Origin of the sequence: Bacillus sp. FSL R9-9834 (assembly GCF_038006905.1) — a bacterium.
GTDB classification, from domain to species: domain Bacteria; phylum Bacillota; class Bacilli; order Bacillales; family Bacillaceae_G; genus Bacillus_A; species Bacillus_A pacificus.
The window spans coordinates 56,947-82,498 of record NZ_JBBOWD010000002.1; the positions used below are offsets into that span (position 1 = coordinate 56,947).

General features: G+C 31.7%; 23 protein-coding genes, 5 pseudogenes and 4 riboswitches. Of the genes and pseudogenes, 18 read left to right on the plus strand and 10 right to left on the minus strand.

Translation table 11 applies throughout. The features are described 5' to 3' along the window. The first annotated feature begins 1,355 nt into the window (after positions 1 to 1,355). Positions 1,356 to 1,417: riboswitch (Fluoride riboswitch) on the plus strand. A gap of 365 nt (positions 1,418 to 1,782) precedes the next feature. Next, positions 1,783 to 1,935, minus strand: coding sequence for a hypothetical protein (locus MKY00_RS27915; RefSeq protein ID WP_001068485.1), 153 nt, complete (start codon positions 1,933 to 1,935; stop codon positions 1,783 to 1,785). Positions 1,936 to 1,996: 61 nt separating this feature from the next. Beyond that, positions 1,997 to 2,056, minus strand: a riboswitch (Fluoride riboswitch). 269 nt (positions 2,057 to 2,325) lie between these two features. Beyond that, a riboswitch (Fluoride riboswitch) is annotated at positions 2,326 to 2,388 on the plus strand. Between the two features lie 94 nt (positions 2,389 to 2,482). On the opposite strand from MKY00_RS27915, the gene eno reads away from it, so the two are divergent. After that, positions 2,483 to 3,748, plus strand: a complete 1,266-nt coding sequence (gene eno / locus MKY00_RS27920) for a phosphopyruvate hydratase (protein WP_000805121.1) — start codon at positions 2,483 to 2,485, stop codon at positions 3,746 to 3,748. A gap of 55 nt (positions 3,749 to 3,803) precedes the next feature. Beyond that, positions 3,804 to 4,196 (plus strand): hypothetical protein, encoded by a 393-nt coding sequence (locus MKY00_RS27925; RefSeq protein WP_000592587.1) that lies wholly within the window; start codon positions 3,804 to 3,806, stop codon positions 4,194 to 4,196. Between the two features lie 48 nt (positions 4,197 to 4,244). Here the strand turns inward: MKY00_RS27925 and crcB (MKY00_RS27930) are convergent, their stop codons facing one another. The 3 genes from crcB (MKY00_RS27930) to MKY00_RS27940 all read right to left on the minus strand — a co-directional run bounded on the left by crcB (MKY00_RS27930) (position 4,245) and on the right by MKY00_RS27940 (position 5,506). Beyond that, positions 4,245 to 4,607: a fluoride efflux transporter CrcB gene (gene crcB, locus MKY00_RS27930; protein WP_000141444.1), complete on the minus strand. Its 363-nt coding sequence runs from the start codon at positions 4,605 to 4,607 to the stop codon at positions 4,245 to 4,247. After that, entirely contained in the window at positions 4,604 to 5,032 is a 429-nt protein-coding gene (crcB, locus tag MKY00_RS27935) for a fluoride efflux transporter CrcB (protein ID WP_000323413.1), read from the minus strand. The genes crcB (MKY00_RS27930) and crcB (MKY00_RS27935) overlap by 4 nt, the downstream gene beginning before the upstream one ends. Positions 5,033 to 5,099: 67 nt before the next feature. Further along, a riboswitch (Fluoride riboswitch) is annotated at positions 5,100 to 5,163 on the minus strand. 241 nt (positions 5,164 to 5,404) lie between these two features. Beyond that, on the minus strand, positions 5,405 to 5,506 hold the full coding sequence (locus MKY00_RS27940) for a gamma-type small acid-soluble spore protein (RefSeq protein WP_210737662.1): 102 nt from the start codon (positions 5,504 to 5,506) through the stop codon (positions 5,405 to 5,407). Positions 5,507 to 5,527: 21 nt separating this feature from the next. On the opposite strand from MKY00_RS27940, the pseudogene MKY00_RS27945 reads away from it, so the two are divergent. Beyond that, positions 5,528 to 5,668, plus strand: a pseudogene (locus MKY00_RS27945) (chitooligosaccharide deacetylase); the annotation flags it as partial. 131 nt (positions 5,669 to 5,799) lie between these two features. Here MKY00_RS27945 and MKY00_RS27950 read toward each other — a convergent pair. Together MKY00_RS27950 and MKY00_RS27955 are read right to left on the minus strand one after the other, a co-directional pair. Next, complete coding sequence (locus MKY00_RS27950) at positions 5,800 to 6,165, minus strand: hypothetical protein (RefSeq protein WP_000505645.1); 366 nt, start codon at positions 6,163 to 6,165, stop codon at positions 5,800 to 5,802. 1,153 nt (positions 6,166 to 7,318) lie between these two features. Next, positions 7,319 to 7,705, minus strand: coding sequence for a hypothetical protein (locus MKY00_RS27955; protein ID WP_073519109.1), 387 nt, complete (start codon positions 7,703 to 7,705; stop codon positions 7,319 to 7,321). Positions 7,706 to 8,696: 991 nt separating this feature from the next. Between MKY00_RS27955 and MKY00_RS27960 the strand changes: the two genes are divergently transcribed. Beyond that, positions 8,697 to 8,930 carry a hemolysin XhlA family protein gene (locus MKY00_RS27960; RefSeq protein WP_048519243.1) on the plus strand — a complete coding sequence of 78 codons (234 nt, stop codon included), beginning with the start codon at positions 8,697 to 8,699 and terminating at the stop codon, positions 8,928 to 8,930. 925 nt (positions 8,931 to 9,855) lie between these two features. Then, positions 9,856 to 11,210, plus strand: a protein-coding gene (locus MKY00_RS27965; RefSeq protein ID WP_088083120.1) for an IS3 family transposase whose coding sequence is annotated in 2 segments (ribosomal slippage) — positions 9,856 to 10,309 and positions 10,309 to 11,210 — 1,356 coding nt in all. Because the reading frame shifts where the segments join, the coding sequence is not laid out codon by codon here. Between the two features lie 413 nt (positions 11,211 to 11,623). Here the strand turns inward: MKY00_RS27965 and MKY00_RS27970 are convergent. Continuing rightward, positions 11,624 to 11,998 carry a hypothetical protein gene (locus MKY00_RS27970; RefSeq protein WP_048548621.1) on the minus strand — a complete coding sequence of 125 codons (375 nt, stop codon included), beginning with the start codon at positions 11,996 to 11,998 and terminating at the stop codon, positions 11,624 to 11,626. Positions 11,999 to 12,732: 734 nt separating this feature from the next. On the opposite strand from MKY00_RS27970, the gene MKY00_RS27975 reads away from it, so the two are divergent. The 3 genes and pseudogenes from MKY00_RS27975 to MKY00_RS27985 all read left to right on the plus strand — a co-directional run bounded on the left by MKY00_RS27975 (position 12,733) and on the right by MKY00_RS27985 (position 15,653). Next, complete coding sequence (locus MKY00_RS27975) at positions 12,733 to 14,169, plus strand: IS4 family transposase (protein WP_001053964.1); 1,437 nt, start codon at positions 12,733 to 12,735, stop codon at positions 14,167 to 14,169. 142 nt (positions 14,170 to 14,311) lie between these two features. Continuing rightward, positions 14,312 to 14,443: pseudogene (locus MKY00_RS27980) on the plus strand (DUF4352 domain-containing protein); the annotation flags it as partial. Between the two features lie 643 nt (positions 14,444 to 15,086). Beyond that, positions 15,087 to 15,653: a hypothetical protein gene (locus MKY00_RS27985; protein WP_161484854.1), complete on the plus strand. Its 567-nt coding sequence runs from the start codon at positions 15,087 to 15,089 to the stop codon at positions 15,651 to 15,653. A 227-nt stretch (positions 15,654 to 15,880) separates the two neighbouring features. Here the strand turns inward: MKY00_RS27985 and MKY00_RS27990 are convergent, their stop codons facing one another. Both MKY00_RS27990 and MKY00_RS27995 read right to left on the minus strand, forming a co-directional pair. After that, positions 15,881 to 16,039, minus strand: a complete 159-nt coding sequence (locus MKY00_RS27990) for a hypothetical protein (RefSeq protein WP_000394434.1) — start codon at positions 16,037 to 16,039, stop codon at positions 15,881 to 15,883. Positions 16,040 to 16,157: 118 nt separating this feature from the next. Beyond that, on the minus strand, positions 16,158 to 16,685 hold the full coding sequence (locus tag MKY00_RS27995) for a hypothetical protein (protein ID WP_001209763.1): 528 nt from the start codon (positions 16,683 to 16,685) through the stop codon (positions 16,158 to 16,160). 327 nt (positions 16,686 to 17,012) lie between these two features. Between MKY00_RS27995 and MKY00_RS28000 the strand changes: the two genes are divergently transcribed. From MKY00_RS28000 to MKY00_RS28010, 3 genes and pseudogenes are all read left to right on the plus strand, one after another. Further along, positions 17,013 to 17,417 carry a DUF3221 domain-containing protein gene (locus MKY00_RS28000; RefSeq protein ID WP_000494395.1) on the plus strand — a complete coding sequence of 135 codons (405 nt, stop codon included), beginning with the start codon at positions 17,013 to 17,015 and terminating at the stop codon, positions 17,415 to 17,417. Positions 17,418 to 17,816: 399 nt separating this feature from the next. After that, positions 17,817 to 18,231 (plus strand): annotated as a pseudogene (locus MKY00_RS28005) (hypothetical protein). Between the two features lie 287 nt (positions 18,232 to 18,518). After that, the gene (locus MKY00_RS28010) at positions 18,519 to 18,707 is read left to right on the plus strand and encodes a hypothetical protein (protein ID WP_000626885.1); all 189 of its coding nucleotides are present in this window, start codon (positions 18,519 to 18,521) and stop codon (positions 18,705 to 18,707) included. A 214-nt stretch (positions 18,708 to 18,921) separates the two neighbouring features. On the opposite strand, the gene MKY00_RS28015 is transcribed toward MKY00_RS28010, so the two are convergent. After that, the gene (locus tag MKY00_RS28015; protein ID WP_000097540.1) at positions 18,922 to 19,218 is read right to left on the minus strand and encodes an ArsR/SmtB family transcription factor; all 297 of its coding nucleotides are present in this window, start codon (positions 19,216 to 19,218) and stop codon (positions 18,922 to 18,924) included. Between the two features lie 530 nt (positions 19,219 to 19,748). On the opposite strand from MKY00_RS28015, the pseudogene MKY00_RS28020 reads away from it, so the two are divergent. From MKY00_RS28020 to MKY00_RS28050, 7 genes and pseudogenes are all read left to right on the plus strand, one after another. Then, positions 19,749 to 19,889: pseudogene (locus MKY00_RS28020) on the plus strand (leukocidin family pore-forming toxin); the annotation flags it as partial. A 1,141-nt stretch (positions 19,890 to 21,030) separates the two neighbouring features. Further along, a pseudogene (locus tag MKY00_RS28025) lies at positions 21,031 to 21,159 on the plus strand (RNA chaperone Hfq); the annotation flags it as partial. Between the two features lie 551 nt (positions 21,160 to 21,710). After that, positions 21,711 to 21,935, plus strand: coding sequence for a DUF2187 family protein (locus MKY00_RS28030; RefSeq protein ID WP_000349979.1), 225 nt, complete (start codon positions 21,711 to 21,713; stop codon positions 21,933 to 21,935). 321 nt (positions 21,936 to 22,256) lie between these two features. Next, the gene (locus MKY00_RS28035) at positions 22,257 to 22,613 is read left to right on the plus strand and encodes a hypothetical protein (RefSeq protein ID WP_000163293.1); all 357 of its coding nucleotides are present in this window, start codon (positions 22,257 to 22,259) and stop codon (positions 22,611 to 22,613) included. 350 nt (positions 22,614 to 22,963) lie between these two features. Beyond that, a complete protein-coding gene (locus MKY00_RS28040) occupies positions 22,964 to 23,470 on the plus strand; it encodes a hypothetical protein (RefSeq protein ID WP_001097209.1) in 507 nt (168 codons plus the stop codon). A gap of 249 nt (positions 23,471 to 23,719) precedes the next feature. Continuing rightward, positions 23,720 to 24,877, plus strand: a complete 1,158-nt coding sequence (locus MKY00_RS28045; RefSeq protein ID WP_000409395.1) for a sensor histidine kinase — start codon at positions 23,720 to 23,722, stop codon at positions 24,875 to 24,877. After that, positions 24,874 to 25,539: a response regulator gene (locus MKY00_RS28050; RefSeq protein WP_000136653.1), complete on the plus strand. Its 666-nt coding sequence runs from the start codon at positions 24,874 to 24,876 to the stop codon at positions 25,537 to 25,539. The genes MKY00_RS28045 and MKY00_RS28050 overlap by 4 nt, the downstream gene beginning before the upstream one ends. The last annotated feature ends 13 nt before the right edge of the window (positions 25,540 to 25,552 follow it).

The window sequence follows — 25,552 nt, forward strand, 5'->3', positions numbered from 1 at the left end:
CAATCCCCAATGGCTGAGATTATGGCTCTTTCAAGATACAAGAAGAAGACACAAGAGAAAAGTACAGTGACAAGTTATTTATACATAGAAGAGACTTGTCATTGTTATGTTCTCTTTAAAAGTATAGCACAAATGAATTTTAATTAGGAATAGCAACCCAAAAACTAGTTGCGAGATTTATAGTGAATAAATTACAAAAAACCAATTCTTGTATGGTAGAATTGGTTTTTTGTAATAACATAGCCTAAAGGAGATTCGACTCTTTTTCTTAGTATAACCCAAAATAAAAGAAAATTCAAAATAAATAAATTGCAAAATAAATAAATTACAAGAAGTGATTTACTATAAGATATCCATGAAATTATAAATAATATAGGAGTAAAGTATATGAAAATAGATACGAATTCTCTCGACTATGTGAAAATTTATCGATTTGATAACAAAGTTTTTTTTGCAAACCTTATAATTCTGATACATACGATCATGTATTTGAATTTATAGATACTGAAGTAACCGACCTAACTTTATTTAATCAAGATATACTAGAAAAAAACGTCCATACACCTAAATATAATGACAATATGTGGTCAGGCTGTTTTTGTTTTTTAAGTGAATACGAAAAAAATATTACTGACGACGATGGCCCTTTAAAAATGAGGAAAGGTCATAAACTTAATATAGCGTTATTACCTAAAAACACAAAAATTTGGGTTAGAAACTGCAGTCATTTAGGAGAAACAGAGCCTTTTTTTAATAGCTTTTCCTATTTAGTTGAACATGAAGGGCACCTTAGGTGGAGATACAGCAGTCAAAGTTACAATTGTTATTGTTGGGTACGGATGAGTGTTGAATTAGCATTAGAACGAATTAAATTGTGGAAAACAAACAACATAGGCCGTGAACTACCTGAATGGTTGACAGAATTTTATCTAATAGAAGATCAATTGGGACTTATCTATCCACTTTCATTATGGGATAGATTCATTTTACATATAAAAAATTTCAAAATATTCATTGCAAGAAAATAGCATTTGTATGTCGGTCTAAAATTAATAATGCACTATTATTAACTTTAGAAGGCCCTGACTAGGGGAGCAGGACCTTCTAATAGGGAATGTTATATAGTTGATCAACAATGTTAGTTATAAATTTACATGTATATTACCATAATTAGGGTTAGAATTCCATAAATGGGGGTTGATAAATAAAAAACAATTTTTTATTTACATATTTATCGATATTCTGTAAAGTGTATTTAAAATCTATTCATTCTAACAGAAATAACCATATTTTACGAAAATTAATTATATGTAGAATAACATTTGAATAGGAATACATATAGTAAATGTACTTTTTTCATAATAGGCGATGGAGTTCGCCGTAATCGCTATATATAGCTAATGACTCCTACTGATAAACGAGGCTTTTTCATGTTTATCAGTAGGAGTCATTTTTTTGTATATCACACATAATTACATAAATAAGGAGTGAATATTTTAATGGAATTTAAAAAGAAAAAAACAACGTTCGGTAGATTTTTATATAAACATAAGATAGAGGAAGAATGGCTTATAAAAAAAACAGGAATCGGCAAGAAGATACTGGACGATTTAATAAGTAACCCGCACAAATGTCCCTCAAGAAATAATAAACGCAAGATCTTAAAGGTGTTACATAAATTCAATCCTCTAATTAAATTTAATGATTTTTGGAATTGATAAAAAGGGAAACTATATCGGAATGTACTTTATTTATTCTAAATAAGCTTATGCTTGCTAAAGCTTATTCCTGCAACTCCTTGTTACTTAATCGTTTATAAGTTTTATATGCCGCTCCCGCAGCTATGAAAAAACCAATCACAAAAAATGTTGAACCTCCTAGTGTAAACAAATTACCTATATAATTCTCGTGAGCTTCTTTTACTTTAGGATTCACCAGAAATCTACTCCTTTCTCCATTTTTCTTGACAAAAAAACAGACTCCTACCAGTAAATTTTTACTGGTAGGAGTCATTAGCTAAGTAGCGGTTATGGCGAACTCCATCGCCTATTCAATTAGGGATTCTTCATACATATAGCTAACTTACTATGTGCTAATTTGCACCCTATCATATATTTTGAAACCTTACAGCAGCATTCTCCCCTGGTATATACATATTCTGTATGTAAGTCCCATGTGCCCATTTTTTCATTTTGATAATTATTAAACACTTTAATATGTCAAATTAGACTTGTAAAATACAATCCTTAACATATTAGGTGGATAAAAAATTTGTATAAGCCTTTATCTTTTGTTATACTCTATCCATGTAAGACAATCCATATTTTTATAATAGGCGATGGAGTTCGCCATAATCGCTATTATATAGCTAATGACTCCTACCCATAGACAGGAATATTTCTGTCTATGGGTAGGAGTCATTTTTTTGTACATAAAAACATATACAAAATTGGACTTCACTTTATATGTAGGAGGAATTTCTATGAAACCAACGATTGAAACATTTATAGCTCGTGAAATATTTGATTCCAGAGGCAACCCCACTGTAGAAGTCGATTGTATCTTATCGAATGGAGTAATCGGCAGGGCAACTGTACCTTCAGGAGCTTCTACTGGAGAAAAAGAAGCAGTTGAACTAAGAGATCGAGACATAAAACGGCTAAATGGAAATGGGGTGTTAAATGCGTTAAAAAATGTTCAACATGTCATAGCCCCTAAACTCCGGGGAATGACTCCTACTCGTCAAAGAGAAATTGACGAATTGATGATTGAATTAGATGGTACAACAAATAAAAGTAAGTTAGGTGCTAATGCGATGTTAGGAGTTTCTATGGCGGTTTCTCGTGCCGCTGCTGCTTCTGAACAAGTTCCGCTATACCGTTATATTGGAGGGATGGATATTGGTGTACCATTACCATTCTTTAATGTGATTAATGGCGGAAGGCATGCGGATTCTGGTATTGATATTCAGGAGTTTATGATTACGCCCATAGGAGCGCCGACATTTAGATTAGGAATGGAATCTATTGTAAACGTTTATCATAAACTAAAAGAGCTTTTATCTAAAGAGGGCTATGTAACCTCTGTAGGAGATGAAGGTGGATTTGCTCCAAGACTATCTTCTAGTGAAGAAGCAATTGAATTTTTAATACGGGCTATGAACGACGCGGGGTATCAATCTGGAAAAGATATTGCAATTGCTTTAGATCCGGCCGCTAGTGAATTTTATAGAGAAGGGAAATATCACTTTGAGGGTAAGACTTTATCTAGTGTTGAGATGGTTTCTTATTATGAACAGCTCGTACAAAAATATCCTATCATTTCAATTGAAGATGGCCTGTCAGAAAACGATTGGGACTCCTGGAATGAACTCACAACAAAATTAGGATATACAATTCAAATCGTGGGGGACGATATTTTTGTAACAAATTCATCAATATTCAAACAAGGAATTGAAAAGAATATTGGTAATGCTATTCTCATTAAATTGAATCAAATTGGTACTGTTACGGAAACGATACAAACCATTCAAATAGCGAGAAAAGCTGGGTATCAAACTATGATTTCACATCGATCAGGCGAAACAGAAGATACATTTATTTCAGATTTCGCAGTGGGGATGATGGTAGGTCAAATTAAAACAGGAGCTGTTGCACGTACAGAACGTGTTTCTAAATATAATCAATTTTTACGTATTGAGGAAGAATTGGGATTAAACCATTTTCAACACCCTTTTCAAAATAAATAAAGAGAAATTTCTTTCAATGAAAGCCATGTACTTTGATTGAAGGAGAAGATGAAGCATGATAAAAAAACAAGTGTGTATTTTCGCTCTGGCGATATTGAGTATCTTTATAGCATGCACAGTAAGTATTGCAAAGAGTTCCTATGATTGGCATACAGGTGTAGACATCCCATTTACATACATTCCTAATATTTCAGTAGAAAATCAAGGAATTGGTATCAAAGGTTCTCAATCGCTTTATTCTGAAAAACATACAATTAAGTATGAACTAGTAAAAAAGAAGTTTTTATCCGATGAAGTATTTGATTCAGTTGAAGTAAAGGGGAGCCATAATCCGAATGAAAGCTTTTTTATAAAATTACGAGCACCTAAAGGAGAGGGCTATCACATACGAATATCAGGTTCTGGACATGGAAATATTGGTATCATACCTTATGAAGTCAAAAACTGAATTATAAATAAAACCAGCTGATTTTATCAGCTGGTTTTATTTATAGGTTTATAATTTTCCTACATACATTCCTACAAAAGCAAAAAATAGACCTATAGTATAAGTGGCTCCCAAATAGAGAACGAAATGAAACCACTTTTTATTTGTACCAAGCTGAATAGCTTCCAGCTTGAATGTAGAAAAAGTTGTATAGGCCCCCATAAATCCTGTCCCCACCAACAGTTGCCAACTTTTATCCAAACCTGTTCCTACTATATATCCTAATAAAAAAGCCCCTGTTATATTAATGATAAATGTAGCCATTGGAAAGGAGGTTTTATTTCTTTTCTTAAACCAATTGCTGATACCAAAACGAGTAATTGCTCCACAAAACCCACCAATGGCAACCAATAAAGCATGATACTCTGTCATGACTCTGTTCCTCCTTTGGCTTGTAAAACGTTTTGTTTCATCTCATACCTCATAAATTGAATTTCTCCTAGTTTATAGCCCATTCCAGACATAAGTAAACCACCTAACATACTGATGCATACATACAGCAGCGCTTGAATCCACTCCGAATGATTGACTAACTTTATCGTTTCTACGCTAAATGTAGAAAAAGTTGTGAATGCCCCTAAAAATCCTGTTCCAATGCCAGTAACAATCTCTTTTCTTAGAATTTTCAAACGGGAAATATAGGTTGTAAGCCATCCCAATAAACAACATCCAATCAAGTTAATTAATAATGTGGCTAAAGGGAATGATTGATGCCAATACCTATCAATTATTAAACCAAATTGATAGCGAGAGAGCGCACCTAATATTCCAAAAATCCCAACGATAATATATGCCATTTTTTCACCTCTTTTTATATTTTGTCCAAAAAAATAGACTCCTACCAATAGACAAGAGTGATCTTGTTCATTGGTAGGAGTCATTAGCTAATTAAATAGCGGTTATGGCGAACTCCATCGCCTTAGTCATACAATCGTAATTATACTAAATATTTTTCACATCGCCAATATAATTATTTAGTATTACACACAAAAAACAATTCCTCTATAAAGGAATCGTTTTCGTGTGTAATAATTGCATATTAACTTTTGCAAGGAGTTGTGTCTCTTTACATATAATGTTAACCCACAAAGAATAAAAACTCGAAATATTCAAACTGTATTGATTTGCATCTAAAAACACTTCTCTAATCATAAAGAAGTGTTTTTAAATTAATGTTGATTATTAGATCGGTTTAATTTATGAGCTGTAGATTGAGCATTTGCTTTTTTCACCGCGTTAACATCTGTTTCTGATGCGAATTCTGTACCCAAATCAGTAAATACATGAAAGGGGCTGTTCTTTTTAGACCACCTGGTGGTTATGTAAATGAAACTGTATTAACTCTGGCCAAGAAAAGTAAGTATTAAATTGTACTTTGGTCTTTGACACAAGATCCACGTGATTGGTCTAGTCCTGGAACACATGTAATTGTTAAATTAGCAACGTTAGTACCAATTTAAATGGAATGGAAAAGAAAAACACCTATTTTCATTAATAGGTGTTTTCTTACAAAAGTATCTTATAAATTAAAAGAAAGGTATTTCATTATTTTAATTTTATTCTTCTAAACTTCATAATCATGATCACAGTCTCTACAGTGTTTACGTTTGCAACAGAAATTATTACAATCAGGAGAATTTACAGAGACTACGTTAATTTTATTGATGGCAATACGTGCTAATCCAGGGAAACAATCAAAATCTGAAAGGATTATTACATTGTTACCTTGGAACCCTTGGAATGTTGCACTTGTAGGCGGCTGACAATCGTACTGAATAACAAGACAAGTTCCAGGAGTTAATGCTCTTAAAAATTGTAACAATTCTGGGTTACCGTTGTTGTTATTATTTTGATTTTCTTCTCTTCTAGGCTGATCTCTATGACTATTACATCTGTTAAAGTCACAACCTCCACCAAAACCAAACCCCATAATATGACCCCCTTTCGTTCGTTAATATATCCTATGCTCGTCTGAAAGGGATTGTGAGGGGATATAAGTCTAGTTTTATATGAATTTTTTATGTAGATCAAAAATTGGTCTAATATATTATATTTTTATTAATTCTAATGTGATTCCTCCTTGTCTCATAACTTTTGACCAGGGAAGGGAATAGATGAATGAATCGTAGAATGAAAAATACAGCATAAATAGTATTAAGAAAGAGAGGGATGTTTTTTAGGTTCTCTATTAATTAATTTTTGTAATGTATGAAACAGCTTGTATATTTTAAACATTAGTTCTGTTTTTTTATGTAAAAGGGGCCAAGAAATAGCTTGTAGTTTTATTTCTTGGCATGGGTGTTTGGAACATTTGGATGCTGTTCCTTACAGTATTATATGTTTGTACGAAGAAAAGGTTTGTTATTATTGTTTATTTTAATAAAGAAAAACACCTATTTTTAATCAATAAATAAATTTATAAATTTGTATTTTCTATTTTTTATGTTTATGGGAATGTGATCAAATTTCTCTTTTTATGGTAAATAAAAAAGAGCACACTTATTAGTGTGCTTTTAAATAGAAAGGTAGATTCCTATGAGCGGGGAATCTCCATACAATACTATATGCTTGTATAATTTAAAGGTGAATTTTTTGAAGTTAAAAAAATAAATGAATATTAATTAAGGTATGTTGTATGTAATTCAAGATTTCTCTGTCAGTCAAATGTATGAAGAAATAAAAAAGAAACAGACTGCTAAAATACAATTTGAAACAATATTTATAAAGAAGGATTGATAACATATCAAAAAATATATTTAGAGGTTACATGAAAGTAAATTATAGGTGTAGCTATTATCTTATGAATAGTTTGTAAATAAGCTTGTACAATTTGAAAAAATTATTTTAATTTTATATAAAAAGTGCCAAGAGATAGTTCGTAGTTTTATCTCTTGGCACGGGTGTTTGGAACGCTTGGATGCTGTCCCTTACATTATTGTATGTTTTAATTAATAATTGGTTTGTTATTATTGTTTATTTTAATAAAAAATACAAATGAAAAACACCTATTTTTATTAATAGGTGTTTTTCTTGCAAAAGTAAGCTTATAAATTAAAAGAATTTGTTTTCTGATTTTTTAATTTTTAGAATTCATATTCATCATCACAAAGACTGTGGTGATGATCGCAATCTCTACATTTTTTGCGTTTACAGCAGAAACGGCTGCAATCAGGAGAATTTACAGAAACTACGTTAATTTTATTGATGGCAATACGTGCTAATCCAGGGAAACAATCAAAATCTGAAAGGATTATTACATTGTTACCTTGGAACCCTTGGAATGTTGCACTTGTAGGCGGCTGACAATCGTACTGAATAACAAGACAAGTTCCAGGAGTTAATGTTCTTAAAAATTGTAATAATTCTGGGCTACCGTTATTGTTGTTATTTCGATTTTCTTCTCTTCTAGGCTGATCTCTATGACTATTACATCTGTTAAAGTCGCAGCCTCCACCAAAACCAAACCCCATAATATGACCCCCTTTCGTTCGTTAGTACATCTTATGCTCGTCTAGAAAGGATGGTGTGAGTATATGAGTCTAGTTTAGCGTGGATTTTTTATTCAAATTAAATAATATAAAATATAGGTTCTGACGAATGTGAAAACTCCCTTATTAAAATTAATAAGATTTTGAAAATGTTGATAAATAATTATTTTTGTTTTTAGGTATTAAAATGTATATTTAATGAAACAATGTTGTTTGTAAAAAATAAGGAGCCTATGAGGACTCCTTATTTTTTATTTACATCCAAAACCTTTATGTACATAACTTGGAATGTATATTTTATTATATAAAATGAGGATATAAAGGGGGGCAAACTAAAAATAATCTCCTATACAAAAATTTACTGTATAAGTTATAATTTGCCCCCTTCGGCTAAAACTACAAACTGACTAACATCAGTGGGATTCTTACTAATAAAGGCAAAGTCTATTTCTAGTATCATTGATGTGTAAAAATGCGGTGTACCATCATCACTCTGTATCCAGTGCATATAGCAGATATGGCACATGTTCTATTACCAAACAAGTCAGATTATGAGTTCTCAAATGTGTTTTAGCATCTTGTGCTTGACGGCTCAATACATTTTACGAAGTAGAAGAATTTGTTACACCAACCTTATATTCTGTTTTCAGAGAAAAAGGTTGTTTTAGGAAGTTTACTTGTCTATTATGAAAATTAAATCATTTCAAATGTTCGACATACAGAACATACCTTCTGTGTTTTAGTTGTATATCGCATTTGACCTCACTCCCGCCTTAAAGGGAGTGAGTGGGCTTTCCCATTCGGAAAATCTGTAAATCAAATATCCAATGCCTATGAGCATTAAAAATATAGTTTTGATTAAAAGTGGAAAGTAAGAAGAAAATCTATACTCAATAATTTAAGCAGCATATAAATATTAAGTAACTTTTTATTTACAGTGATATAAGACAAGCTTAGAGAAGGGGGACTATGTATAGAAGAACTTCGTGAATTAAATGATAAGATACAACAATTAAAATTAGATCAAAAAGAGATACAACATGATATAAGAGTTTTAGAATCAAGGGTATTGGTAAATGAAAAGGAGATTTTAACTATCAATAAACAACTAGAAAAAATAAGTGCTAATACTACGTGGGTGTTGCGTTTAATCATAGGTGGATTGTTAACTGTATTACTTAGTATATTAATGAAAAGCTTTTTATAAAATTAGATTAGTATTTAAATTTTGGTTCTGTCTGAAGGTAATAACCGTTTCTTACATGATCTGTCCAATTATTAAAGAATTGTTTCCATGAGACACTGTTAAAAATTGAATCTATGGATTGAGTTTCAGAATTCCAATTTAAAATTAAGAATGGAGCATTTCCTAATTGCCAAATACCTCTGTTATTATCAGTTCCTATCTCTCGTATCAATAATAAGGGAAGTCCATATTGATAACCCCTGGAAGGTTCGATTTGTGAAAAAGTAGTTCCTTCCCAAAATAGTTCTACAGGTTGAAATGCTCCTACGTTTGTTTTAACTCCTTGGACGAAAAATCTTTGGAAGTTTATTGCTATTAAACCATAGCTGGATAATATCATTTGTCGTATACTTATCAATGGGGATTCCGGGTATTGATCACTTCGTGGTATAGTACGAGGGAATAAAAGAGCTTGTTCAATTTCTAAGATGATCCGATCCAAAAATTGTTGTTGTAATTGATTTAAAGTATTTACTGTGCTTAAAAATACAGGTATTCAAAAAGTCTGATCAATAGCTTCTTGTAATTATATAGAATTAAATACTCCTTCGTTAGTATTTACATAAGATTTACCATTGGTAGTTTCCATTAGCATAACTCCTTTGTAACATTAAATGATTTTACCAATAATATATGCAAGTTTAGAACAAGCGATTGGATAAATATTCTATTCATTGTATATAAATATCGAGATTATATAAAAAATGGATCTAAAGGAGAAGTAAGAAATATATGTAGCTAGATTTATTTTGCTCTTAATATTGAGAGGAAGAATTATAGAAATTTTAAATTTAGAAAATTATAATATGAAAGTAAAACAGAGTGATATATTGAACTGCACCCCAATTGTTAGACACAATCTAACAATTGGAGGTGCAGTTTTTCTATGGCTAAATTTACAGCTGATGAAAAAATACAAATCGTTCTACGTTATTTGAACGGAAATGAAAGTTATCGAGAAGTGGGTAGATCGCTCGGTATAAGTGACACAATCATTTTGAATTGGGTAAACCAATATAAACAGAATGGTCTGGAAGCTTTTCTAAAACGATGTACAAATTACACACAACAATTTAAACTAGACGTACTAAACTTTATGATTGAAAACGGTATGTCCTTATTTGAGACGGCAGCTATCTTTAATATTCCTGCCCCTTCAACGATTTCTGTTTGGAAAAAACAGCTCGAAACACAAGGAATTGATGCCCTTCAATCTAAGAAAAAGGGGCGTCCATCCATGAAAAAAGATTCAAATAAACAAGTAAAACAACCTTTAGCTGAAGGATCTGTCGAAGCACTTGAAGCACGCATTAAACAGCTTGAGATGGAAAATGAGTACTTAAAAAAGTTAAATGCCTTAGTTCAAAACAAGGAAAAATCACAAAACAAGACAAAGCGCAAGTAGTCTATGAATTAAGGCATAAATATTCGGTGAAGGCACTCGTGGAGCTAGCTACTATTCCTCGAAGCACGTATTATGATTTAGTAAAGAAAATGAATCGTCCAGATGTAGATGCCGATTTAAAAGCTGAGATTAAAGCGATTTATGAGGAAAATGAAGGTCGTTATGGTTACCGTCGCATTCGTGATGAATTAACGAATCGTGGCCAGAAAGTGAACCACAAGAAGGTACAGCGCATTATGAAAGTGCTTGGGTTAAAGTGTGTTGTGCGTATGAAGAAATATAAATCCTATAAAGGAAAAGTCGGCAAAATTGCACCTAATATTTTAGAGCGTAATTTTCATACAGATGCACCGAATCAAAAGTGGGTAACAGACATCACAGAGTTTAAATTATTTGGAGAAAAACTGTATGTATCACCTGTATTAGATTTGTATAATGGTGAAATTATTACCTATACAATTGGTTCTAGACCGACGTATTCGCTTGTTTCAGACATGTTAGAGAAAGCATTGGAACGTTTACCTGAAACCCACCAGCTACTGATGTATTCGGATCAAGGATGGCATTATCAAATGAGACAGTACGTCCGGACACTTGAATCAAGAGCTATCGTCCAGAGTATGTCTCGAAAAGGCAACTGTTACGACAACGCAGTAATAGAAAATTTCTTTGGGATTATGAAGTCGGAGTTCCTCTACATAAAAGAATTTGAAAATGTAGAGCACTTTAAAATAGAATTAGAAAAATATATAGATTATTATAATACGAAACGGATTAAGGCAAAATTAAAAATGAGCCCGGTACAATACCGGACTCACTTTTATCAAGCTGCCTAATGAAATAACCGTGTCTAACTTTTAGGGGTCACTTCATATATCACTCTGTTTTACTTTCATGCCGCGGGTAAATTATAGGTGTAGCTATTGGTGGAGTTTAAGGATTAATAAATCCTTAATATTATCTTATGAATAGTGCGTAAATAAGCTTGTACATTTTGGAAAAAATTCATTTTATTTTTATGTAAAAGGGGCCAAGAAATAGTTTGTAGTTTTATTTCTTGGCATGGGTGTTTGGAACGCTTGGATGCTGTCCCTTACATTATTGTATGTTTTAATTAATAATTGGTTTGTTATTATTGTTTATTTTAATAAAAAATACAAATGAAAAACACCTATTTTTATTAATAGGTGTTTTTCTTGCAAAAGTAAGCTTATAAATTAAAAGAATTTGTTTTCTGATTTATTAACTTTTAGATTTCATATTCATCACAAGAACTGTGATGATGATCGCATTTTTTACGTTTACAGCAGAAACGGCTGCAATCAGGAGAATTTACAGAAACTACGTTAATTTTATTGATGGCAATACGTGCTAATCCAGGGAAACAATCAAAATCTGAAAGGATTATTACATTGTTACCTTGGAACCCTTGGAATGTTGCACTTGTAGGCGGCTGACAATCGTACTGAATAACAAGACAAGTTCCAGGAGTTAATGTTCTTAAAAATTGTAATAATTCTGGGCTACCGTTATTGTTGTTATTTCGATTTTCTTCTCTTCTAGGCTGTTCTCTATGACTATTACATCTGTTAAAGTCGCAGCCTCCACCAAAACCAAACCCCATAATATGGACCCCCTTTCGTTCGTTAGTACATCTTATGCTCGTCTAGAAAGGATGGTGTGAGTATATGAGTCTAGTTTAGCGTGGATTTTTTTATTAAAATTCACCGGAAATGGTATTATTTTTGATAATAAGACGAATTTTACGCTCTATACCACTTATACTTAATAAAGGTTTTAAATTAGAGGAAGGCACCTTAGGGTGTCTTTTTTATTCTGAGGTTCTATCTCTAATAATAAAAGAATCTATTTCTAGGGTTATTTGATATCATTAATTTTTATATAACATAAGGGTTTATTTATAAGAGGTCACCATATCAAAAAAAGAAAATTGTACGTTATGTCACAATTTAGACACATTTAAGGCGTTTTCTGTACGCTAAGACTATTTTTCAGTTAAATAAGGACTATTTGGCACTGGAAATTCGATGTTTTCTAAAATGTCAACTGGAATATTACTTTCACTAATGGGAAAAGTTCTCGTAGTTTGTAAAGGTATACCTTTAAGGACGAAACTTTAATCCTTATGAAATCAAGGCTTGTCATGTTTATAAACATGTAACGAAATATTTATAAACGTTTATAAAGTATCAACGACCTTTATAAATCTCTTAGCGTACAATTTTCTTAAAATGATATGGTGACCCCATGCCCATCAACTTAAGAATTTTCACTACCCCCAAGTGACAAAAAACGTTATTCTTTCTAAAAAGCTAGCTAGAAAGGGTGACATTTTTTATGAATCTTTCGATTCAAGATGAATTACAACTATTTTCTGAAGAACTGTATCGTCATTTAACCCCTTCTCTTTTGGAAGAACTCGCAAAAGAATTAGGTTTTGTAAAAAGAAAACGAAAGTTTTCTGGAAATGAATTAGCTACCATATGTATTTGGGTAAGTCAACGTACAGCGAGTGACTCGCTTGTTCGACTATGCAGTCAATTACATGCGGCCACAGGCACTCTTATGAGTCCAGAAGGACTCAATAAACGCTTTGATAAAAAAGCGGTTGAATTTTTGAAATATATTTTTTCGGCATTATGGAAAAGTAAAATCTGTGAAACATCGGCCATTTCAAGCGCGGCGCTCACGTATTTTCAACGAATTCGTATTTTAGATGCGACGATTTTCCAAGTACCAAAACATTTAGCCCATGTATATCCTGGATCAGGTGGTTGTGCACAAACAGCGGGTATCAAGATTCAATTAGAATATGACTTACATAGCGGACAGTTTCTAAACTTTCAGATAGGTCCAGGAAAAAATAATGATAAGACCTTTGGAACAGAATGCTTAGACACATTACGTCCAAGCGATTTATGTATCCGTGATTTAGGTTATTTTTCATTAGAAGACTTAGATCAAATGGATCAACGAGGTGCTTATTATATATCCAGATTAAAATTAAACCATACCGTGTATGTAAAAAATCCGTTTCCAGAATACTTTCGAAACGGAACCGTAAAAAAGCAATCACAGTATATCCAAGTTGATTTAGAACATATTATGAACAATTTAAAACCCGGTCAAACATACGAAATAAAAGAAGCTTACATTGGAAAGAATCAAAAACTATTCACACGTGTAATTATCTATCGTTTAACAGACAAACAGATACAGGAACGTAGAAAAAAACAAAGTTACACTGAAAGTAAAAAGGGTATTACATTTTCAGAAAAGAGTAAACGATTAACGGGTATCAACATATATGTCTCAAATACGCCTGAAGGAGTTGTTCCGATGGAACAAATACATGACTTTTACTCCCTTCGCTGGCAAATAGAAATTATTTTTAAAACGTGGAAATCCTTATTTCAAATTCATCATTGGCAAACTATCAAAAAAGAGCGATTAGAATGTCATGTGTATGGAAGACTTATTGCCATCTTTATCTGTTCTTCTACGATGTTTAAGATGCGTAAACTTCTTTTGCAAAAGAACAAAAGAGAATTAAGTGAATATAAAGCCATTGGGATGATTCAAGATCATGTATCGCTGTTATATCAAGCGATACAGAGAAACACCCAAAATCTAACAAAGATTTTAATCCGTTTGTTCGACCTCCTACAGAAGAATGGACGGAAATCTCATCGATATGAGAAGAAAACTATCTTTGATATTATGGGTGTTGTCTATGAGTATAATGGGTTTGGAAAACAAAAGAAAGCTGCATAATTTTTAAAATGAAACTCGTTAGAGTTTATTTGGTGTGTGTACTTTTCAATACCAAAAGTACATTACGTGTTTTTTAGTTTGTTTGAACGAAAGTTCATTTTGTTTTCGTTCTTAAGTTGATGGGCATGTATGGTGACCCCTATTAGAAAAATTAAATCCTGGTTTATCTCAAACTGGTAAAATAATATTCGATGTACCAAAAGACGTTCAAGGATTAGTGTTAAAAGCTCGTGGTGGCATGACAGGGAAAGAAATCACTTTGAAGCTGGAATAGTAATTGAGCACTCGAAAGAGTGCTTTTATTTTGTTGAATTTACTGAAAAATATGATAAAATTACATATGAAAGATTAAAGATATATTTGTGGTTTTAAAAGTGATGTTATTAAAATTAAAGTGGTTCAAGTCGAAGGAAGGCACCTTAGGGTGTCTTTTCTTTATTTTTTTGTTAACCAGGCTCACTATCCAATTTATTCACATAATGTTATAAATGGCTGTTTTTAGAGCCTTATATAAAAAAACGCTCGCTATCTATACGTTATTTTGCCCACACTTAAATAGTGGGCTTTTTGTGTTTTATTTGCCTATTTTTATATTAAATTAGCCTAAAATCAGTAGTACAAAACTACATTTCGATATTTTTTGATTAATATGCTCTTGACGTATAGTAAAAAAAGGGAGTGTTTACATGTCTAATAATTTAGAAATATAAAATATTCAAGAACAATACAGTCAAGAAAATGATGTAATTTCAACTAATGATGCTAGAGGGTGCTGTAATATAAATCCCACATTTTATCCTCAGTATGGAAATAATGCAAATTCACCATATAAAGAGAATAATGCTCCAGTAAGCAACCTTAATGGATGCCAAATAACCCTTCCCAAAAACCTATCTACACAAACTACAAATGACCCTATACAGTTTTGCTGCGATTTGAAACTACCTAAAAATTCAACAATTAACCCATCTACTTTAAAGTTCGTATATGACACTTCTTGCCTACATGTTGTCGCTAGTACACAAACTATCTGTTGTAACTCTGACTGCGGACCGGTTGATATAACATTAAACTCAATAAAAATTGTTGGGTGTATTCCCTATTACCTATCAGCAGAAATCACACCACATAAAGACAATTCTTTATGTGGTGGTAAAGTAGACTTAAAAGATAATACATGTGATGCATGCATAGAAATTGAAGATAAAATAGTAGCGGTATGCTGCCAAGGGAATCTTTGTGTAGATCATACAATAGGATGCAGCACACAACCTTTTGAATCCAAAGACATCCCTAATCTTAAAAAATGCGGTATCATTACATTAAGTAGCATGGGAGCTACTAAAAAAACTGTTATGGCAAACAATATAAACAACGGAAAAACATGTGAACCTCAAAGAGATTGTGATATTTATACAATTATAGGGACTCTACAAATTAAAAATGAATTTTCTAAAAAAAATTGTCCACCAAACTCAAATTAACCAACTAAAAAATAGATTTAAAACAAATAATTTAAGTCGGGGCCAAATTACTTTAGATGTCTTTTCTTTTGTCCATTATATCCATTACGTACGCATTGATTTTTTATGTGCATTTGATATAATTACTGTATTAGTATTAAAGTAATACAGTATGTATATAATAAAAGAAGAGATGCGCTAACATCTCTTCAAGTAACTGCTACCGCGAAGATGGTTAGTTAGTTAGATTAATTTTTCTTTTTAAAAATCCACCCAATCAACTTCCCACGGTCGAGGGTGGATTTTTCATTGTCTTCATTCAAAAATTGTTTCTTAAACAAATGTGCCGATATTTCACGCACAATTGCTTTTGCAATTTCCTTCAAAAGTTCTACAATGAATTCCATGGCTATCACCTCCTCCCATTCAAAAATGGAAAGAAGCTAATAACCAACCACCCTCACAATATACAGTTAACTATATTCTACCATACTAGTACAAACTCACCAATATAAATTAAGATGCTTATTTCCTTAGATGAATCTTCTCAAATTCTTCAACATCATGAAAACCTAAATCAAACGAATACAACATTTCTAATGTTTCTGGAGCTCCTATATATTTCAAAATACTCTCAATATCTTTGTATGATTGAAAATATAATGTTTTCGCTTTTGATATTTTCTTGTCAGTCTGTAACTTCTTCTTTTTTATCCCTAGTTCCTCAAACAAAAACTCATTTAAATGTTCCAAGATATCTGTAGATCCATGAATACGTAAACGAGGTCTAACATAAATCTTGTTGTTTTTTCGTTTCTCTTTCATTGTTCCAAGATCATGCCTCATTAAAATATAAGTCTTCACAAATATTTCTTTATTAAATTCGCCGTTAGGGAAAGGTCTGGATTTTTCTTTAATCGGATTCCAACCAAGTTCCTTAATTTTCAATACAAAATCATGATCACTTCTAAAAATACAGTACCATTCTGTATACCCTTTTTCCTTACGATATCTTGATCTCGTTTGCACACCAAAGAAACTAGCAAATCTCATAACAATATCTTTAGATTTATGTGTAAAGTAAAAATAGCCTAATTGGGGTCACCATATCAAAAAAAGAAGAGGGATATCTTCCCTCTTTACCAATAAAATCAAACATATTTACAATTAAGGAAGGGCATACATTCATCAAGTGATGAATGGAACAATAATAGTTCACCTAGTGAATTATAGCATAAAATAACTTCTGTTAATAGGTAATATTACCATTAATAGCAATATTGTTACAACTTTGTTAAATATCTCAATATTAAAAGACTTTATTTATATGTAAATAGAATGTGGGGAGTGTAGGGATAAAATAAAAGGGGGATTTATATTATGTTTACCAAAAAACAAAGATTAGTAACGAGTGTAACAGCTTTAACTTTAGGATGTGGATTTACTTTCGGATTATCACCAGTTTTTGCAGATTCTAATCAGAATTATGTAAGTAGCAAACCTGTTCATTCTATTCAAAAACAAGAACAAGAGCTTTTTACTGGATATGTTATCTCGCTAGACAACAATTATTTGGTAGTTGCTGCCACTTCTACAAAAGATGAAGCACTCGCTTACCAAAATGATTGGTGGGAGTTAGTTTCTCACAATAAGATCTTAAGAGTTCCTATTTCCAATGCCGAACAATACAAATTAGGTGAAAAATTAAATGTATATGCAGTTGGTTGGACTGCATCATTACCACCAATTGCTGTTATGCCTACAATTGAAAAATTAGCTGATTAGATAATTATAGAAAACAAAGGCGTATTTACCTTGAATCTTTTATTGATCCAAGGTTTGTATTACATTGAAAGTTGGTCGATGTATATTGAGTGCGGAATATTCTGTGTTTAAACCAGAAATTTACTATAGTTTACAATTATGTGAAGAAAGAACCGATTTAGTTTTTCTTTAAAACTCACAGCTAATAAAAATTTAAAGAGCGTTTTGTTGTAGCTGTTAACAAGAAGAAAGCCAATATTTAATCTAATTGGCTTCTTTTAAATCTATACTCTTTTTCATTTATTATTTTATCATATCATTAACATTTGTACAGAATTGAAAACAGAAAATTCTGTACAAATAACACAGAGGAATTCAAATACTGGTAGAATTCATTAAACGAAATGAGGTGAGATCAGCATGAGAGAAATTGCGAAAAAAGTACAAATGGTACGTTTACAGGAGGAGCGTTGTGAGCTTCAAGTAGAAGTAGAACAGTATAGTGCCGAACGGTGTAAAATAGAAAGACAGTATATCAAATCAGAAAAAAATATAGCTAAAAAACAAACTCAACAGTTTCAAACGACAGAAACAACATGGGATATAAAATGTAAAAAGGCAGTGCAATTATTTAATCAAGGAGAAGAATATCCAACTATTGCAAAAAAAACTGAGGTGCAATGTGAGTAGTTTGTATAGAGAGCTCAAGAAACGTGACGTATTGCAAATGCCAAAGCAAGTAGCAGCATCTAAATCATTAAAATCATCCGCAATATCAACACAAACCAAAAAATCGAATTTCGAACGATATAAAGAATTTTATATGTACAAATAGGAGAATCCATAGCTAGAATTCTATATCTGATTTTTTAGTATTAACAAGGTCAGATTATAAAGGGAACAATGAAAGCTTTTTTGTTATAGAAGATGAGGATTTTTGGAACATATATAAAACACTTCCTGAACATATTTTAACGGTTTAATGTTGGATTAGCCATATGATACACAGTGTTTTAATTAAGATTGTTCAGGTTGAAGCAAGACTGTCTTTTCTTTTTATAAACTCATTTCTCACACTTGTCTCTATTGTTTTTCATAGGATAATTTAGAGGAGGATTATACATGATTACAGCTGCTAAATTAGTAAATTGGAGAGAACATAGAGATATGATCATTCTAGAGTGTGAATTAAATGGGGAACACTTTGACATATCGACATATAAAGAACGTTTATACAATGTTCATCTTTTAAAAATGGAAGTATATGTTCGTTTAGATGTACACGGTAAATTAATTGGAATAAGTATTTAAACTAATAAATAAGAAAATAATTCATAATATCTAATCAATAATATGAATAGAACGGATTTACCGAAATAATTCTTCTTGCTCAACCGTATGAAGGTTGCAGTAAGAAAATAGAGTGTGAAAACTAAGCCATTCGGTCCCTGCGTACAAGATTACCCTTGCCAAAAGAGCTTCTCAGTGTTCCACTGCAAACTTTTTTAAAGCTCTCTAGTAAAAACTAACGGGATATTAGTAATAAGTTGATGATATCAATAACTTTTTGATCCCCTATTCTACAATAAATCCGTGTACCTTTACGTTCACTAGTGATAACCTTACCCTTAGTAAGTTTTTGCACGTGTTGTAAAATTTCATTTTCTGAAATATGTATTGCAGCACTTAAATGAGAAATTGTCAAAGTGCCACTTATAATCAATTCACCCACAATTAATAAACGAATGGAACTACTCAATAATTCTAAGATTTCAACACTCCTTTCGTAATAATTATAGTTCATATTGAAATTACTAGACATAACACGTAACCTCTTAAGACTCTTATAAATATGGGTTAAAACACCTTAACGTAAATACAAGTGGTACATTCCTAAAAATCCCTACAAAAATACAATAAATTAAAAATATAAGAACAAACTTAATGTATATTTACTTTTTATCAATATCACTTATGTATAAATATGTTAAAATGATATATAAAAGATTAAAGATATATTTGTGATGTTTAAAAGCGATATTATTAAAAGTATGGTGGTTCAAGTCGGAGAAAGGCACCCTAGAGTGCCTTTTCTTTATATAAGAAGCATGGAGAGAAATAATTCATAATATATATTTGCTAGTGTGGATTTGACATAAAGTTACGATACATATAAAAAAGATGAGCTGTTTAAAATAAAATCGAGATATTTCTAAAAAAGTTATGATTTTATCCCTTTAGATTTGTTCCTCCAAAGGGATATTTTTTATTCTAGGGCGTTTATTATTTTTAAAAGAACCATCTCAATTAATTCTTAAAAACATAAGGAAAAGAGAATACCTTAAATCAAATGATGCAAGTATCACAGGTATCTTTGCTTGAAAAGGAAGTGTGTCTTATGATTAAGCAAGGTATAATACCGTCTTAGAGATACTTACGGACAAAAAATTAAATTGGAAAGTAGGATTCCAATCCTTTATCTATCCAAGATGGGTATCTACAATCAAAATGCCCGTGCACTATATGATAGAGAGTCGATACAATTTAGGAAACATTGCAAAACTATGAGTCAAAAGGAACGCCAATAACAGTGCGATATTAAAAAGGTTCTTGACGTTTTCCATCACAGCAGGGCAAAAGCATTTTCAGAGAAGTTATTTTGTAAGCATAAAAATTGGAGTGCTTAACCAGAGCACTTCATATCTCTAATAAGAATACCTTTAAAAGTATATTAGACCTTTGGGTAAATATGTTTTAAAAATAATATCCGTATTCAAATAGTAAAGATAGCCTGGGAAAGCGATCTTTGACCAAAACGCATAGTAAAAAGTGAGTATCTGGTAGCAATATATCGTATGTATATTTGTAGTGCGTGTGCAATTCCAATATGAATTTTTATTATATATGCGAAAAAAGCATACACAATTTTTGTGCATGCATAATAAAAAGCTATGTCTTGTCTATGTAAATATATGCTTATTTTCTATAAAATGTGCATAGTATTTAACGATAAATATGTAGAGCGCCTTGAGAGGAAGACGCTCTACAGGTGAATCTACAGTAACGACTACTCACTTTAATATATGTAAATTATGACGAATTAGGAACAACTTACATACAATGGCTAGTTTCATGAAAAAGGGTAGTACCCGTAAAAAAATAAAGAGCCCCCCGAAGGGTGCCCTTTGGCTAATACTGAGGTGACTATAACTATTGTATGTATCTTAGCAGATAAAGTGAATAAAAGGAGCACTTCTTTTTAAGTACTCCTGAAAAACGAGATTACTCTTGCTGGTAAAGAGTACATTACATTATATGTAAGCTACTTGAGATACGAAACATGTTCTAAAAACTCATTTTAAAAAGGGCCTGTTGCGAGGGTAGGCCCTTTTAGGAAAAAATTAATAGTAAAGTTTACGTTGAGGTTACTTATATAATACTAAATGCAATTCATTAGTTCTATATGTTAGACGTTGAAAAAAATATAAGTACTAAAAGAGCACCATACACAAGTGCCCTTTTTAGGGAGGGTTATATGAGTGGAAAAGCTTTCACATACTTATTATATGTTTATACTTCTATTTGGTGACAAGCTAATGGAAAGGAAAAATGGGGGACTGTACCATCTGTTTAAATCCTTACAACAGATAAATTTACGGTTCTTATGATGGTTCAGGGTAAGCAACAACGGATTTACAAAACAGCGATTCCCACAATTAGTTGGGAAACCTTTTTCTTTTTTCGAGGACGAGAGACAAAATAAAAAAAAGAAGATTGAGATCAATCTTCTTTAAAAAAGGAATAGATGACAGAATACTACTCAGCTCGTAATCAATTATAATGAAGTATACAAAGATATTCAATTTGTTTTGAATTTTCTCAATATGAATTGTCTCATTACCAAATTATAATATAAGTAATTCTTTTTATTATTATATGTTTGTTCTTTCCTGTTGCAGCATCCTTGTTATAGGGATGCTCTTTTTTGTATAACAAATCCAAAATAAAAAAGATAAGACCGTAGAGGCTCTTATCTTTTTCATAAGGAGAAAAAGTCAAAGACTTTCTTAAGATTTATAATATTATATTTCTTCCTTAACTTCTATATAAAACCCATATTTACCATCTGTTTCTATATTGAGAAACAAATAAATTATAAAATATGTTATAAATTATTTGAAAATCCAATGCTGTAACAGGAGCTAGGAAAAATAAGATTAAGTGTTCTTTATTTTATATACTTGCCAACCAGTATGAAGAATTAAAATAGGGGGACACTATGGAATACGAAACGATAATTTAGGGGGACACAAAATGGATCATAACACAAAAGTAAAACTTGGAGATTACGTTCAATTCTTATATCGTAAAAATTCTAATTTACAATTAACAGGATTTGTAGTCAATATTCTGCAAAACACAATTGTTGTAGATATTACAGAAATGGTGGATATTGAAGTAGATGATGTTAGGCAAGTTGTAAAGCATGGTTATTATAATAAAGTGGTTCCTACGCAGATTAAAAATAATGCTTCATAAAAAGTTCTCCTAAAGTTATTTAGGAGAACTTTTTATGATAGAACTAATTTTCACTATACTTTCATGTCTCGGTAACAAGACATGAAAGTATAAACTACAACTTCTCTCTTTGGGTTAAATTTTACAATTGATAAATATAATAATCGTAAACATTTTGATTTTTCACATTTTAAGAAAGTGATTCTACACACCGGAAAATTGTTAGTATCTACTGCAGATAAATAAAAACCTACTTACTTATTACGGATTCTGTTACACTAATTAAATTGGAACTAGATTAACTATTTAGTTTGAAGAATCTTAGAAAGTAGGTATTTTGAAATGACAAAGAAAGTTGGACATGCACTAGAGTTAACAGGTGGAATAATGGGGATGGTTTTGGGAGGAATATTTGCTATCATGGGCCTTTTTTCTGGATATGGACCTGCATTATTTACAGGTATAATACTTCTAGCTCAAATAGGAACGATGGCTCTGATATTAAATAAATCTAAAATAAATAATAAGGTATTTGGAACATCTATAGTTTTTCTTGGGACAATTTCGCTTTTAATAACATCACTTATTATTGTAGCAGCAGGTTTTGTATTAATATCTATTTTATTAGTTCCGATAGCACTACAAATTATTTCTGGTATCTTAACATACAAAATAGAACATAAAATGCAGGAAGCATAAAAATTAAAACAGGTCAAAAAGTGAGCATTGGAATATAAACTTTTTGACCTGTTTTAATTATGATAAAATTTTCTATTCATGATTTATTTTATAGTTTCTTGTACGAATGGTGTGAATTTTAATGTCGCTATTCATTTAGTACCCACATTTCTGTCTCACTATGTGGGCAAGAATATGGGTATTTCTAAAAAAAACAAAGTTAATACTTTTTATTAAAAAAATTATTAATAACTCTACCTACAGATATAGGGCATTAAAAAAATCATCTTTCAGATAGAGGTTTTAAAATAATAGAGATGATACAATCCTCCAGTAAGTAAATAAACAATGAATTTATGGAGGTTTTTAAATTGAATACTCAAACTTGGATGATGATTGGTGCATTTTTAGCAATTGTATTATTAACACAAATCGGAAGGAAGGAATTCACAATTAGGAGAGCTACACTACCATTTATTCTTTGTGGTATTACTGTTTATTTATTCGTTGAGGAGATACCTACTTCTGGTTCAAATATAACTGCACTTATAATAATGACAGTGGTCGGCATGATTATGGGGGGATTAATGCTTTTTACAGTAAAAGTAGAATATGGTTCTGACAATAAAGCATACGTAACTGCGGGAATTCCTTATTTATGCTTGTGGGTTGTTGGACTTGGATGGCGTGTCGTATTAGCTTATATAGCGGAAGACTGGTATCCACAACAATTTATAGATTTCATGGTATCAAATCACTTAGATTTTAATGTTATAGCTCCTGCTTTCGTATTGTTTACGATTGCTATGGTAGTTATTCGTACTCTTGGAATAGTGATAAAAATACAAAGATATAGAACAAATCTAAAAGCAAATTAAAAAGTGAGTTAAGGGATACAACTAAAACTTCCTTTGTATAATGAAGTAGGAAAAATAAACACAATATAATAACTACTTCATTATTCTTTTGTTTCATATTTTAAATGATCTGCATTAAAGAAATCTTACTCAAATATGAACTATTATAATTAGAAGTTGTAAATTTACAGTCTATATATCAAAAAACGGATATCCATCTATAACCAGGGAATATTGAAACTAAAAATAAGGTTGCGAGGGAATAAGTACATGGAAAAAGCATTTTTAAAAATTATTGATAGTCATGCAGGAAATGCGATTGGAAGCATCTTAATATGCGTGTTTTTTTATAAAGGTTTTGCACCTTATGGTACGTTTGCAATATGGGTCTGTAGTGTTTTTGTTTCAATTTATCTATGGATGTTGTATTCTCCAAAATCTTGGTGGAATGCAGGGAGGTACGCTTTATTTGCGAGCATATTAATAAGCCTCTCATGTGTATTATATTTTTCTCATCCGAGTTTTCCAAATTATGCGTTATGGCCTCTCATAGGTTTTCTTGCTGCAGCAGAACCAAAGTGGACACGAGTAACGAAAATTTTAGCTGCTATAACAGGTATAGTTATTATTCTACTTTTACATGCGAATACGTTTCCTTATCAAGAAACATTAATTATTATCGGCCTCTATGTCTCAATCCGAAGTACATCTAAGCTAAAAGAAGCATATCAAAAAAATCAAAAACAACTAAAAGAATTAGATGAAGCACATGCTGAACTGCAGGAAACAACGGTACTTTCTATGCAATATGCAGCTTTTGCAGAAAGAACAAAATTAGCAAGAGAGATTCATGATGGGCTTGGACACCAAATGACCTCACTTATTATTCAATTACAGGCTCTTAAGATTATGTTAAGGAAAAATCCTGCTGCTGCTCAGGATCATGTTGAAGAACTTTTAAAGGTGGCACGAAAAGGAATGGAAGAAATCCGCGTAGCTGTTAAGGAATGGACAAGTGATGAAAAAGATCTCGGGCTTACTTCATTAAAAGGTTTGATTTCACAGGTTCAAGCGAATTCTTTATTACAAATTGAGTTCATTCAAGCTGGAAGTATAACAGAATGGTCGATGGAGGAAAGTACCATTCTGTATCGTATTCTACAAGAGTCTTTAACAAATGTCCTGCGACATTCTTATGCAGATTCTGTTATTGTAAACGTAACAGAAATAAATGGAGTAGTAAAACTCACAATTGATGATAATGGTATATATACAGGGGATAAGCCATTAAAATATGGCTTTGGGCTCAATGGTATGATAAAACGCTGTCAATCTGTTGGAGGCAATTGTTCCTTTTCTTTAAATGAACCAAAAGGCCTCCGGGTTGAAGCTATTATTCCAATTCAGAAAAATGGAGGAGAAGTATGACGGAAAAGATTCGTATTGTGCTAGCAGATGATGAGCCATTTGTTCGAAAAGGCCTCTGTTATATTATTGAAATGCAAGACGATATGGAGATAGTTGGGGAATGTAAAGACGGTAAGGAAGCAATTAAAATAGCTTTAGAAACTGTACCGGATATGGTAATTATGGACATTCAAATGCCTGACATATCAGGCATTATGGCTACTAAAAACATAATGAGTATATTACCGAACACAAAAGTAGTCTTATTGACCACTTTTGATGTACAACAATATGTCCTAGATGGTATTCGAGCTGGAGCGGTGGGGTATATATTAAAAGATACTGAAACGGAGGAAATGCTAGATAGTATACGTGCTATGAATCGAGGGGCAATGATTTATAACAGTACAACAGCAAATCAGGCTTTTACACATTTTATAAAGCAAGAGAATGATTATAATTTAGCTGATGAAGAACTTGAATATAAGGAAGCTTTAACTAAGCGCGAGATTGATGTTTTACAATTATTAGCTTACGGAAAACAAAACCATGAAATAGCTAAAATCCTTTTTGTATCTGATGGAACAGTGAAAACTCATATCCACAATATTCTTCAAAAATTAGATGTAACAGATCGAACACAAGCAGCTGTAATGGCAATTCGAAAAAAAATTGTAAAATGATATCTACTGTATG